Origin of the sequence: Streptomyces sp. NPDC051310 (assembly GCF_044455245.1) — a bacterium.
Classification (GTDB): domain Bacteria; phylum Actinomycetota; class Actinomycetes; order Streptomycetales; family Streptomycetaceae; genus Streptomyces.
This window is the reverse complement of record NZ_JBITEO010000001.1, coordinates 414,645-427,063: the sequence shown is the minus strand read 5'-3', so window position 1 is coordinate 427,063 and position 12,419 is coordinate 414,645. Positions and strand designations below refer to the sequence as shown.

General features: G+C 72.5%; 10 protein-coding genes and 2 tRNA genes. 9 read left to right on the top strand and 3 right to left on the bottom strand.

The features are described from left to right. Window positions 1–37: 37 nt before the first annotated feature. From rsfS to ACIA79_RS01930, 5 genes are all read left to right on the top strand, one after another. Window positions 38–475 (top strand): ribosome silencing factor, encoded by a 438-nt coding sequence (rsfS, locus tag ACIA79_RS01950; RefSeq protein ID WP_399426065.1) that lies wholly within the window; start codon window positions 38–40, stop codon window positions 473–475. Next, window positions 472–1,125, top strand: a complete 654-nt coding sequence (locus ACIA79_RS01945) for a histidine phosphatase family protein (protein WP_399426271.1) — start codon at window positions 472–474, stop codon at window positions 1,123–1,125. The genes rsfS and ACIA79_RS01945 overlap by 4 nt, the downstream gene beginning before the upstream one ends. Before the next feature lie 74 nt (window positions 1,126–1,199). Further along, window positions 1,200–1,272: transfer RNA gene (locus tag ACIA79_RS01940), tRNA-Ala, on the top strand. A 224-nt stretch (window positions 1,273–1,496) separates the two neighbouring features. Next, window positions 1,497–1,664, top strand: a complete 168-nt coding sequence (locus ACIA79_RS01935) for a hypothetical protein (RefSeq protein WP_399426064.1) — start codon at window positions 1,497–1,499, stop codon at window positions 1,662–1,664. Window positions 1,665–1,667: 3 nt separating this feature from the next. Continuing rightward, entirely contained in the window at window positions 1,668–1,901 is a 234-nt protein-coding gene (locus tag ACIA79_RS01930; protein WP_026277450.1) for a hypothetical protein, read from the top strand. On the opposite strand, the gene ACIA79_RS01925 is transcribed toward ACIA79_RS01930, so the two are convergent. Beyond that, window positions 1,880–3,106, bottom strand: coding sequence for a glycosyltransferase 87 family protein (locus ACIA79_RS01925; RefSeq protein ID WP_399426063.1), 1,227 nt, complete (start codon window positions 3,104–3,106; stop codon window positions 1,880–1,882). The genes ACIA79_RS01930 and ACIA79_RS01925 overlap by 22 nt on opposite strands. 133 nt (window positions 3,107–3,239) lie before the next feature. Here ACIA79_RS01925 and ACIA79_RS01920 point away from each other — a divergent pair. Continuing rightward, window positions 3,240–3,312, top strand: a tRNA-Ala gene (locus ACIA79_RS01920). Window positions 3,313–3,364: 52 nt separating this feature from the next. Here the strand turns inward: ACIA79_RS01920 and ACIA79_RS01915 are convergent. Then, the gene (locus ACIA79_RS01915; protein ID WP_399426061.1) at window positions 3,365–4,957 is read right to left on the bottom strand and encodes an NADH-ubiquinone oxidoreductase-F iron-sulfur binding region domain-containing protein; all 1,593 of its coding nucleotides are present in this window, start codon (window positions 4,955–4,957) and stop codon (window positions 3,365–3,367) included. Continuing rightward, window positions 4,954–6,516, bottom strand: a complete 1,563-nt coding sequence (locus ACIA79_RS01910; protein WP_399426060.1) for a hypothetical protein — start codon at window positions 6,514–6,516, stop codon at window positions 4,954–4,956. Before ACIA79_RS01910 ends, ACIA79_RS01915 begins: the two co-directional genes overlap by 4 nt. A 493-nt stretch (window positions 6,517–7,009) precedes the next feature. On the opposite strand from ACIA79_RS01910, the gene leuS reads away from it, so the two are divergent. From leuS to ACIA79_RS01895, 3 genes are all read left to right on the top strand, one after another. Further along, a complete protein-coding gene (leuS, locus tag ACIA79_RS01905) occupies window positions 7,010–9,877 on the top strand; it encodes a leucine--tRNA ligase (RefSeq protein ID WP_399426058.1) in 2,868 nt (955 codons plus the stop codon). Window positions 9,878–10,026: 149 nt separating this feature from the next. Beyond that, the gene (locus ACIA79_RS01900) at window positions 10,027–10,806 is read left to right on the top strand and encodes a hypothetical protein (protein ID WP_399426056.1); all 780 of its coding nucleotides are present in this window, start codon (window positions 10,027–10,029) and stop codon (window positions 10,804–10,806) included. A gap of 66 nt (window positions 10,807–10,872) precedes the next feature. Continuing rightward, window positions 10,873–11,718, top strand: a complete 846-nt coding sequence (locus tag ACIA79_RS01895) for a DegV family protein (RefSeq protein WP_399426054.1) — start codon at window positions 10,873–10,875, stop codon at window positions 11,716–11,718. The last annotated feature ends 701 nt before the right edge of the window (window positions 11,719–12,419 follow it).

Genomic DNA, 12,419 nt, shown 5'->3' with positions numbered 1-12,419 from the left:
CCTGGAGGTGTTCCGGACCGCCGACGAAAGCCTGCTTGTGACCGCTACTGACCGTTCCATCGAGCTCGTGACGACCGCCGCGCAGGCGGCCGCCGACAAGCTTGCGCACGACATCATCGCCTACGACGTCAGCGACGTCCTGTCGATCACCGACGCCTTCCTGCTGGCCTCGGCACCCAGCGACCGCCAGGTCAAGTCGATCGTCGACGAGATCGAGGAGCGGCTCAACAAGGAGCTGGGCGCCAAGCCGGTGCGCCGCGAGGGCGACCGCGAGGCCCGCTGGGTCCTCCTCGACTACGTCGACATCGTGGTCCACGTCCAGCACAGCGAGGAGCGTGTCTTCTACGCCCTGGAGCGGCTGTGGAAGGACTGCCCTGAGCTGACGCTCCCCGAGGACGCGGTGAAGACCCGCGGCAAGGCGGAGGAGCACGCACGGCTCGCGGGCGCCGAGGCCGCGGACGGTGAGCTGAGCTGAACGGCACCAAGGGCGGCAGGGGCCGCCGCATCGTCCTCTGGCGGCACGGCCAGACGTCGTGGAACCTGGAGCGCCGCTTCCAGGGCTCCACGGACATCGCGCTCACCGAGACCGGCGTCGCCCAGGCGCGCCGCTCCGCCCGGCTGCTCGCCGCGCTGAAGCCCGACGCGATCATCGCCTCGGACCTGAAGCGGGCGGCGGCCACGGCCGGCGAGCTCGCCGCGATCACCGGCCATCAGGTCAACCACTACGCAGCGCTCCGCGAGACGTACGCGGGCGCCTGGCAGGGGCTGACCCACGAGGAGATCGTCGCGCGATACGGCGAGCAGTACGCCGCCTGGAAGCGCGGCGAGCCGGTGCGGCGCGGCGGCGGCGAACTCGAGACCGAGGTCGCCGACCGGGCCGCCCCGGTGGTGCTGGAGCACGCGGACAAGCTGCCCGAGGAGGGCACCCTCGTCGTCGTCAGCCACGGCGGCACCATCCGTACGACCATCGGCCGCCTGCTGGGGCTGGAGGCGCGCCACTGGGAGAGCCTGGGCGGGCTCTCCAACTGCTGCTGGTCCGTCCTGGGCGAGGGTGCCCGCGGCTGGCGGCTGCTGGAACACAACGCCGGAACGCTCCCCGAACCAGTCCTCGGAGACGACGACTGACCCCGGATTTCACTTTCCGGCAGGTCGCAGGCTAAAGTTCTTCTTGTTCGCAGCGCGGAGCGCGAAGAACACGAGGGGCTATAGCTCAGTTGGTAGAGCGCCTGCATGGCATGCAGGAGGTCAGGAGTTCAATTCTCCTTAGCTCCACAAGCACCGGATCCCGTCCCCGCAAGGGGGCGGGATCCTGCGTTTACGCCGCCTCGCCGTCCCCGCCACGGCCGTGCCGCGGCGCCGTGACCTTCGGCACACTCCTCCGGGGCCGTCCGAGCGTGCGGCGGGGTTGGTTCGCCGACCCGCTGACCCTCATGCGAGGCCATGGCAGAATCGGACCGCCGGAGGGGGACGACGGTCCGGACGGGAGGGAGTGCGCGATGGCCGCCAGCAGTTTCGAGGAACCGGCCGCCCGGCTCGCCGCGGCGTCCCGGGCGAACACCGGTCTCAGTTGCCCCTCGTGCGGCTCCTCCCATGTGGCACAGATGCTCGGCGACAACGGCGGAGTGTCCTATGTGTGCACGTCCTGCGGCCACAGCTGGAGCTGAGATATGGGTGCACACAGGCGGAAGTGCGACTGGTGCGGCAGCGGTACGCCGATCGTCCGCGACATGGACCCGGTCAACCCCGAGTACCAGTACTGGTGCGAGGAGTGCGCGCGGGCGCTGATCATAAAAGGCGACCCCATCGAGACCTACCGGGAACTCGAAGGGGAGCCGATCTACGGGCGTCTGCTCGACGAGCACTGCACGCTCAAGCGGTTCTACTCCTTCGCCACCGCCTGACGCGGCAGCCGCACCTCTCCGCGCAGCCGCAGCGCGAAAGCCGCCAACAGGCCCAGCCCGACCAGGGTGTAGAGCCCCGAGAGCAGCATCTGCCAGCCGTTCTGGTGCAGTTCGAGCCGTACGGGGGCGGGGGCGTGCGGCACCCACCACAGCGCGAACGACGCGAACACCAGCCCCACGGCGACCGTCCACCCCGCAGGCACCCGGGTGGCCAGCAGGATGAGCACCGGCACGCACCACACCCAGTGGTGCGACCAGGAGATCGGACTCACCAGCAGGGCCGTCGTCGCACAGGCCACCACCGCCACCGGCCGGTCCCCGCGCAGCGCCGCCCGTACCGCCACGGTGATCCCGGCGACGCCCACCAGCAGCGCGGTGACCAGCCACCAGTGCCCGGGGTCCGTGGTGTGCATCAGCCGGGCCAGGACCCCGCTCAGCGACTGGTTCGCCGTCTCCTCCGTACGGCCCACCCGGCTCGTCTCGAAGATCATTTCAGTCCAGAAGCGGCGTGAGTCGTACGGGAGGATCACGGCGGACGCCACCGTCACGGCGGCGAACACCCCGGTGGCCGTCGCGGCCTGCCGCAGCCACGCGTTCCACGCCCAGCCGTGCTCACGCGCGCGTGCCAGCCCGACGATCAGCATCAGGACCACGAAGAGCCCGGGCGTCAGCTTCACGGCCGTCGCCAGACCCGTGCCCACGCCGGCCCACCGGTTGTTTCCCCGCCGGGTCAGGTCCCACAGCACCGCCACCGCGATGAGCAGGTTGATCTGCCCGTACCGCAGCGTCGTCCACACCGGCTCGCACCACACGAGGACCGCGGCCGCCCACAGCGCCGTTTCGGGCCGGTCCCGGCCGACCAGGCGCAGCGACAGGTGCACCAGGGCCAGCAGCAGGAGCAGGTTCCCCGCGGTGGCGAGGGTGCGCATCTCGGGGACGCCGAGCAGTGTCAGCGGGGTGAACAGCAGCGCGGCGAAGGGCGGGTACGTCGTCGGCAGGTTCGCCGATGTGGCACGCATCGCATACAGGTCGCCGCCCGCCAGCACGGTCTCGCCCTCCGCCCGGTAGACGGAGAGGTCGAGCATCGTGACGTTGGCGGCGCGCTGCGCCATCCAGAAGGCCACGAACGACAGCAGACAGGCCGCCGCGGCGGCGGGGAGGGGCAGGCTCCGCAGGCGGGCCCGCACGTTCAGGGTCACGGTCACGAAGGGCGACGCTACCGGCCAGAGCCCTACCGACCGTAAACGATTTGGTGAACCACCCGGGGGACCGTGTAATGTTCTCTGTGTCGCCGCGAGGGAAACCGCAAGGGAAACCACAGCGGACGGCACACCGCAAGGGGCTATAGCTCAGTTGGTAGAGCGCCTGCATGGCATGCAGGAGGTCAGGAGTTCAATTCTCCTTAGCTCCACAGGACCCAGGAAGCGGGCCATCCGGATCGGATGGCCCGCTTCTTCGTTCCGTCAACCCCGGCCGCTGCCCAGAGCCTTGCGGGCGGCGCTCGGCAGCGCGGGACGGCTCTGGCGCCCGGAGCGCTCCTCCTCGGAGCGCTCCAGCCGCAGCGCCAGCTCGGGACAGCGGCGTACCGCCAGCTGCGCCCGGGTGCTCAGGTGCACCGGCACCGACGCGTCCGCCAGCACCGGGTAGCCGTCGCGGCCCATCCGGATCAGCTCCGGCACGATGTCCGCGCACAGCCCGTGGCCCTTGCACAGGGTCCAGTCCACGGCCAGCTTCTCGCCGCTCGGGATGGACTCCACGACCTCCTGGTAGCCCGGCTCGGGCAGCGGCAGCACCCCGACCGTCGGACGGCCGCAGCCGCCGTGCAGGACGTGCGCGGCGAGATCGTCGGTGAACGCGGAGAGCGTCGAGCTGAAGAAGCGCGCCGAGCCGTCCGGGTGCTTGCACACGCCCCGGCCCTTCACCGCCTGGGTCACCTCGCGCAGCGCCTCCAGCGCGGCGGGGCCGCCCCCGTTCAGCACGTCCGACAGGCCGCCCGCCGCGGCCGGCAGGCCCAGGCGGCAGGGGCCGCACTGGCCGGCCGTCTCGGCCGCCAGCCAGTTCGCCACCCGCTGGGCCTCGCCGAGGGGACACGTGTCCGGGCCGATCGGCAGGATCGCGCCCGCGCCCAGCGCGCCGCCGACGGCCGCCATGGACTGCCGCGAGATCACACAGTTGTCGACGGCCATCGCGTCGATCCAGTTGCCGTGGTACCCGCCGGTCAGCACGCCCTGGGGGACCGGCGGCGCACCGGCCAGCTGCAGTACGTACCGCATGGGCACGCCCGTGGGCACCTCCACCACCATGGGGCGCGCGACCTGCCCGGAGATCGTCAGCATCACGGTGCCCGGCTCGCCGTCCAGGCCCTGCTGGCCGTACCGGCGGGCGCCGATCCGGCCGGCGACGGCCAGCTGCGCGAACGTCTCCGCGTTCGACAGCAGCGTCGGCGCACCGCCCACACCGGACTCGGCGGCCCGTTCGCGCCGGCCCGGCGGGATGGCGGGCCCGCCGCCCGCCGCCCGGATCACGGACGACGCCTCGCCGGAGACCATCCGCTCCGGAGTGCGCACCACCCGCGCGCGCAGTTGCTGTCCGCGCCGGTCGGACAGGCCCCGCTCGGCGAGCGCGGCGCGGATGGAGATTTCCGTGGAGTTGCGGGTGACGGCGACGATCAGGGTGCGGGCGCCGAGCGCCTCCGCGGCCAGCAGAGCCCCGTCCAGGATGAGGTGCGGGGCGCGGTTGAGCAGGACCGTGTCCTTGCGGCAGGCCGGTTCGCCCTCGCTGCCGTTGACCACCACCACCGGCCGCACCCCGCGCCGGATCGCCGCCTTCGCCACCGCGCGCAGCTTCTTGCCGAAGGGGAAGCCCGCGCCGCCCCGGCCGCGCAGGGAGATCTCCTCGGCCAGCTGGGCCAGCCGCTCACCGGGTATCGGTTCGAGCGGACCGTGCACCTTGAGGTGCATCTGGAGGTCCAGCCGCTCGACCAGGTCGAAGCCCTGGGTCAGGTGGGGCAGGCCGACGACGCGGACTTCGGGGACGTCGGGGAGCGGGGCGTTCACGGGCGGTCTCCTGCTGGTGCGGTCCACGGTTCACCGGCCGGCGGGTACTGGAAGGGGCCGGCTGTGGGATCGGTCTGGCTGGTGTACGAGGGAGGCGTGGGGGACTGGGCGGGCGGCGGAGGGGAGGGGGTGGGCCAGTATCCCGGCCGGGTCGCGGGTCCGTCGTCGGTGACGACGGGCAGCTCCTCGGTCATGGGGATGCGCTCGGCGAGCGGTATGTCCTGGGTGGGGACGCTCGCGTTGCCGCGGGACACCGCGCGGTACCCGGCGGACAGCCCGGCGCCCGCCGCGGAGCGGGGCGCGGCGGGCGGGTCGTACGGAGGAGGGGTGTCGAGGCGGCTCGGGGGCTGCTCGCGCGGCCGCCCGAACGGCTGCTCCCCGGGGCCCGTACCCCCGAACAGCGGGTCGGGGGTGCCCGGGCTGCCGAAGAGCGGTTCGGACGGTCCTGAGCTGCCGAAGAGCGGTTCGGACGGTCCCGGACTGCCGAAGAGCGGATCGGGGGAGGACGGACCGCCGAGGAGCGGATCCGGGGAGGCCGGGCCCCCGAACGGGGACTCGCCGGAGACCGGGCCACCGAAGGAGGGCTCGGCGGAGGCCGTCAGGCCCAGTGACCGTTCCGGATCACCACCGCCGAAACCCCGCCCGGATGGGGCGGGGTCGCCGAAGAGCGGTGCCATGGGATCGGGGCGGCCGAAGAGGGGCTCCGTCTGATCGGGGCGGCCGAAGAGGGGTTCCGTGGGATCGGGGGCACCGAACGAGCGCTGAGCGGAGGAGGGGCCGGCGAGGAGCGAGTCGGTGGGGACGGGCCGCATGACGGGCTCGACCGGTTCCCTCTCGATCCGCTGCTCGTACGGCGGAGGCGCCGGGACGTCCGTGGCCCCGGGCAGCGGTGACACCGACAGGTCGCGCCGGGACCGGTCGCGCTCCGCCTGCGTGGTGCCGGGCCCCAGCAGCGCCAGCAGCCGTCCCGCCAGGCGGTCCTGGACCGGGCGCGGGAGCATCCGTACGGAGACGGCGGCGGCGACACCGGTGAGCGCGAGGCTGTACATGACCACGACCCAGGTGGCCGCCGGGCGGCCCGCGTACAGGCCGTGGACGAGCGCCGCGCACCAGGCCGGGTAGGCCAGCATGTGCAGCGGCCGCCAGCGGGCCGCGATGCTGCCGCGCCCGGCGAGGGCGCTGCGCGCCGCGCCCGTGGACGCGGCGATCACCATCAGCAGGCCCGCGAGGGATCCGAAGCCGATGAGCCCCGACGAGCCGGTGACGCCGAGTCCGAAGGGGACGAGGGCCCCGATGAGTTCCGTGTGGTCGAGGGAGACCTTGACGGTGGCGTGCAGGAGCAGGAAGCCCAGGGAGGCCACCGCCGTGGTCCGGTGGATGGCCTGGGCGAGCAGCCGGTGGCGGACGGACAGGAGCAGCCGGTCGGTGGCGATCAGACCCCAGGCGACGGAGGCGGTCAGGGACACCAGGGACAGGACGCCCGTGGTGAAGTCCAGGGCGGCGCGGAAACTGTCGCTGCCGCCGACCGCGAGCAGGGGTATGAGCACCACAGCTGCCACGGACAACCCGCCCTGCACCGGCCGGCTCATGCCGCCCTTCGGAGCGGGCGATGAGCGGTTCTTGCGATGAGGGTTCATGGGGGGCGACTCCAGTGGTGCGGAAAAGAGGTCCCGTGGCCGCATGCTAAGTCGACGCATACCAACCAGTACGAGATTTGAGCCTTTATGGCTCGGAACCTCGGCAACTGACTCTGGGGTTGCCCTGGATAAGGGCGATACGCGGGGTAACCGCGGAGGCTCCGGTGGCCGGGGCGGGGCCCGCGGGGCCGGAGTGGACCGGGCGTCGCCACTGCCCGGTCGGCGGAACCTCGATGCGGCTCGTCCGGGCCCTGCGGTACCCTGGCGCCATGCGTGCCGTACGCCTTCTGCTTAGCGAGCCGCGCTGATCAGTTCCGACGGATGAAAGATCCGGTCGGATTCGGCGCGGCGTCCCCTCCTGTGCGAGGGGATTTTTCATTTCGTGGCAGAGACGATCGATGGAGCCTTAAGGATCATGAGCGAGACGATTTCTGCTGCCGAGGCAGCAGCCCCGCATCGTTACACGGCGGCCATGGCCGCCGACATCGAGGCACGCTGGCAGGACTTCTGGGACGCGGAGGGCACCTACGAGGCGCCCAACCCGAAGGGGGACCTGGCCGGTGATCCGGCCGTCGTCGCCCGCCCCAAGAAGTTCATCATGGACATGTTCCCGTATCCGTCGGGTGCGGGCCTGCATGTCGGCCACCCCCTGGGCTACATCGCCACCGACGTCTTCGCCCGCCACCAGCGCATGACCGGGCACAACGTGCTGCACACGCTGGGCTTCGACGCGTTCGGCCTGCCGGCCGAGCAGTACGCCGTGCAGACCGGCACGCACCCGCGCGTGTCGACCGAGGCGAACATCGAGAACATGAAGGTCCAGCTGCGCCGGCTGGGCCTGGGCCACGACAAGCGCCGGTCGTTCGCCACGATCGACCCGGACTACTACAAGTGGACCCAGTGGATCTTCCTGCAGATCTTCAACTCCTGGTACGACCAGGACGCCAGGAAGGCCCGCCCGATCGCCGACCTGGTGGCCCAGTTCGAGAGCGGCGAGCGCCCGGTGCCCGGCACCACGCGCGCGTGGAGCGAACTGAGCGCCACCGAGCGCGCCGACGTCCTGGGCGGGTACCGGCTGGCGTACGCCTCGGACGCGCCGGTCAACTGGTGCCCCGGGCTGGGCACCGTACTGGCCAATGAGGAGGTCACGGCCGACGGGCGCTCCGAGCGCGGCAACTACCCCGTCTTCAAGGCCAAGCTGCGCCAGTGGAACATGCGCATCACCGCCTACGCCGACCGGCTGCTGGACGACCTGGACGCGCTGGACTGGCCCGAGGCCATCAAGCTGCAGCAGCGCAACTGGATCGGCCGCTCCGAAGGCGCCCGCGTGGACTTCGCGGTCGGCGAGGAAGCCATCACCGTCTTCACCACCCGCCAGGACACCCTGTTCGGCGCCACCTACATGGTGCTGGCGCCCGAGCACGACCTGGTCGGCAAGATCGTCCCGGAGGCGTGGCCCGAGGGCACCCAAGCGCTGTGGACCGGCGGGCACGCCACCCCGGCCCTGGCTGTCGACGCCTACCGCAAGCAGGCCGCCGCCAAGTCCGACGTCGAGCGGCAGGCCGAGGCCAAGGAGAAGACCGGCGTCTTCACCGGCGCGTACGCCACCAACCCGGTCAGCGGCGAGCGGATCCCCGTTTTCATCGCCGACTACGTCCTGATGGGCTACGGCACCGGCGCGATCATGGCCGTCCCGGCGCACGACAGCCGTGACTTCGCCTTCGCGCGCGCCTTCGACCTGCCGATGCGCTGTGTCGTCCAGCCTTCCGACGGGCGCGGCACCGACCCGTCGGCCTGGGACGACGCCTTCGACTCGTACGAGGCCGCGCTCGTCAACTCGTCCAACGACGACATCTCGCTGGACGGCCTGGGCGTCGTCGAGGCGAAGGCCAGGATCACCGAGTGGCTGCAGGCCCGCGGCATCGGCGAGGGCACCGTCAACTTCCGGCTGCGCGACTGGCTGTTCAGCCGCCAGCGCTACTGGGGCGAGCCCTTCCCGATCGTCTACGACGAGGACGGCGTCGCGCACGCGCTGCCCGAGTCGATGCTGCCGCTGGAGCTGCCCGAGGTCGAGGATTACTCGCCGCGCACCTTCGACCCGGAGGACGCCGACACGCAGCCCGAGACGCCGCTGTCGCGCAACGAGGACTGGGTCAACGTCACCCTGGACCTGGGCGACGGGCCGAAGAAGTACCGACGCGAGACCAACACCATGCCCAACTGGGCCGGTTCCTGCTGGTACGAGCTGCGCTACCTGGACCCCCGCAACAGCGAGCGGCTGGTCGACCCCGAGACCGAGCAGTACTGGATGGGCCCGCGCGAGGGGCAGCCGCACGGCGGCGTCGACCTGTACGTGGGCGGCGCCGAGCACGCCGTCCTGCACCTGCTGTACGCCCGCTTCTGGTCCAAGGTGCTGTACGACCTGGGCCACGTCTCCTCCGCGGAGCCCTTCCACAAGCTGTACAACCAGGGCATGATCCAGGCCTTCGTCTACCGCGACGCGCGCGGCATCGCCGTGCCGGCCGCCGAGGTCGAGGAGCGGGACGGCGCTTTCTGGTACCAGGACGAGAAGGTCAGCCGCGTCCTGGGCAAGATGGGCAAGTCCCTGAAGAACGCTGTCACTCCGGACGAGATCTGCGCCGAGTACGGTGCCGACACGCTGCGCCTGTACGAGATGGCCATGGGCCCGCTGGACGTCTCGCGCCCGTGGGACACGCGCGCGGTGGTGGGGCAGTACCGGCTGCTGCAGCGGCTGTGGCGCAACATCGTGGACGAGGCGACCGGTGAGGTCACCGTCGTGGACGCCGAGCCCGACGAGGACACGCTGCGCGCCCTGCACAAGGCCATCGACGGCGTGTCCCAGGACATGGCCGCGATGCGGTTCAACACGGCGATCGCCAAGGTCACCGAGCTGAACAACCACCTGACCAAGTCGGCCGGCCCGGTGTCGCGGTCCGTCGCCGAGCGGCTGGTGCTGCTGGTCGCCCCGCTGGCGCCGCACATCGCCGAGGAGCTGTGGCACCGGCTCGGCCACACCGACTCCGTGGTGCACCAGGACTTCCCGGTCGCCGACCCGGCGTACGTCGTCGACGAGACCGTGACCTGCGTCGTCCAGATCAAGGGCAAGGTCAAGGCACGCCTGGAGGTCGCGCCCTCGATCTCCGACGCCGAGCTGGAGGCGCTGGCCCTGGCCGACCCGGCCGTGGTCGCGGCCCTGGGCGGTGCGGGGATCCGCAAGGTGATCGCACGGGCACCGAAGCTGGTGAACATCGTCCCGGCGTAGCCCGCCCCGGCGGCGTCGCCCCGGCGCCCCCTGGGGGATGTCCCTTACGGGCAGGGTGGGGGTTCCGATGGAACCCTCCACCTGCCCGTTCCGTTTACCGTGGAGGAACGACGGGCGAACGCGTCCGGCGCCGATACCGAGGGGACTTCATGGAAGCCGCGATCCTGATCCTGGCGCTGCTCTTCGTCGCCTTCGTCGCCCTGGGCGTGTACGCGACGGTCAAGGCGGTCAAGGCCACCAAGCGCGGGGTCGACCGCACCATCACCCAGGCGCGGCGCACCGTCGAGGACACGACGCTGCGGGCCAAGAGCTACGGACAGGGCGGCGTCGGCGGCGAACTGGCACAACTGCGGCTGTCGCTGCGCACGTCGATGCGGGCCACGCAGGACGCGCTGGAGGCGGGCGCGGCTGAGGACGCCTCGCTCAGGGAGTCGCTGGAGCTGTTCCGGCGGCTGAGCGCGCACGGGCACGAGCTCGACGAGGACCTCAAGCGGATGGAGCGGGACCCGGACCGGGCCAGGGTCGCCGCTCAGCTCGGCGACCTGCGGGAGCGCACCGAGCGCATCACGCACGCGGCGGACTCGCTGCGGTGGGCGGCGCGCGACCGCGCCCGGAAGTTCGCGGACGACGACCTGGCGACCCTGAGCGCCCAGATCGACATCGAAGCGGGCGCACTGCGCCCCTGGCCCGAGGAGTCCGGCGGCCGGGACGACTTCGCGTGGCCGGAGCCGGCAGCCGGAGAGTCCTCGGAGCGGAGCCGCCCGGGCAGCTCCGACGGCGCGGGCGTCCGGGAGCCGGACACGGCCTCCGGCGCGCGGCACGGCGCCGACGAGGCCCCGGCCGAGCGCCCGGCGATCACGGCCCGCGACCCGCGCCTGCCGCACTCCTACCCGTGGCAGAAGACGACGCGTCCCGAGACCACCGACTGACCCGAACCGATCACGCGGGCGGGGGCGGGCTGCCGTGGCACGCCCCCTGCGGGTAACCTCCCGGTCATGTCCCGCCATGTCGCGATCGTCACCGATTCAACGGCCTACCTGCCGCCGCAGACGATGGAACGGCACGGCATCACCGCGGTGCCGCTGACCGTCGTCCTCGGTGACCGGGCCCTTGAGGAGGGCACGGAGATCTCGGCCCGCTCGCTCGCCCTCGCCCTGCAGAAGCGGCGCTCCGTGACGACGTCCCGGCCGAGCCCGGAGACGTTCGCGGCAGCGTACCGGGCGGCCGCGGAACGCGGCGCCGACGGCATCGTCTCGCTGCACCTGTCGGCGGAGTTCTCGGGGACGTACGACGCGGCGGTGCTGGCCGCGAAGGAGGCGCCGGTACCGGTGCGGGTGGTCGACACCGGCATGGTCGCCATGGCGCTCGGGTTCTGCGCCCTCGCGGCCGCCGGGACGGCGGAGGCGGGCGGCACGCTGGACGACGCGGTCGCCGCGGCCGAGAAGCGCGCCGCGGGCACCTCCGCCTACTTCTACGTCGACACCCTCGACTACCTGCGCCGGGGCGGCCGCATCGGCGCCGCCCAGGCGCTGCTCGGCTCGGCGCTCGCCGTCAAGCCGCTGCTGGAGCTCCAGGGCGGCCGGATCGAGCTGCGCGAGAAGGTGCGCACGGCGTCGAAGGCGATCGCCCGTCTGGAGGAGATCGCCGCCGAGCGCGCGGGCGCCGGACCGGTGGACATCGCCGTGCACCACCTGGCCGCACCCGAGCGGGCCGCCGCACTGGCGGACCGGCTGCGCGTACGCGTCCCGGGCCTCGCCGACCTCCACGTCAGCGAAGTGGGCGCGGTGATCGGTGCGCACACCGGGCCGGGGCTGCTGGGGCTCGTGGTCTCCGCCCGGTGACGGTGCGTGAGGGACGCGATCACTCGTCCGAGTGACCCGTTTTTCCACAACTCCCGTGTTATCCACTGATTCAGTCGGGGTCGCCCGGGTTCGGTCAGCTGTGCGTACCGTAGGGCGGCATGGCGAACCGAACACACTCCGTGACCACATCGGCATCGAGGACGAGCGGACCCGGGCGCGCCGCGGGTTCCGACGGGAGGATCCGCGACCGCTTCTCCGCCCGAGGCCGCGTCCGGCGACGGGCGGGCGGCGTCCGTACGGCCGGGAACGCGGCGGGCGTGGCGGGGCCCGCCGCACAGAGCCCGGGTCCGGGTCCGAGTCCGGATCCAGGCCCGGGTGGGGCGCCGGGTCCGGTCCCGGACCCCGGTGACACCGTGCGGCAGCGGGCCGAGGCGCTCTTCGCGGGACCGGGGCCGCATGCGACCCATCCGCCGCCGGCACCGGAAGGGGCGCCTGCTGCAGCGCCGGGGCCCGGGAGTGCGCGGGTGGCGGTGCCGGGGCCTGTGGCCGGGCGTGCGGCGGCGCCGGGGCCTGCGTCTGCGTCTGCGGCGGGGCCTGCGTTTGAGCCGGCACCCGGGAGCGCGCCGGCTGCGGTGCCGGGGCCTGTGGCCGGGCGTGCGGCGGCGCCTGCGTCTGCGTCTGCGTCTGCGGCGGGGCCTGTGGCCGCGTCTGTGAGTGCGCCGGTGTCGGTGGCCGCCTCG

What these genes read in the sequence shown, in the direction of transcription:
- ACIA79_RS01935 (WP_399426064.1), top strand. Translation starts at nt 1,497, where the DNA reads ATGGCCGCCAGCAGTTTCGAGGAACCGGCCGCCCGGCTCGCCGCGGCG.
- ACIA79_RS01900 (WP_399426056.1), top strand. Translation starts at nt 10,027, where the DNA reads ATGGAAGCCGCGATCCTGATCCTGGCGCTGCTCTTCGTCGCCTTCGTC.
- ACIA79_RS01930 (WP_026277450.1), top strand. Translation starts at nt 1,668, where the DNA reads ATGGGTGCACACAGGCGGAAGTGCGACTGGTGCGGCAGCGGTACGCCG.
- leuS (WP_399426058.1), top strand. Translation starts at nt 7,010, where the DNA reads ATGAGCGAGACGATTTCTGCTGCCGAGGCAGCAGCCCCGCATCGTTAC.
- ACIA79_RS01895 (WP_399426054.1), top strand. Translation starts at nt 10,873, where the DNA reads ATGTCCCGCCATGTCGCGATCGTCACCGATTCAACGGCCTACCTGCCG.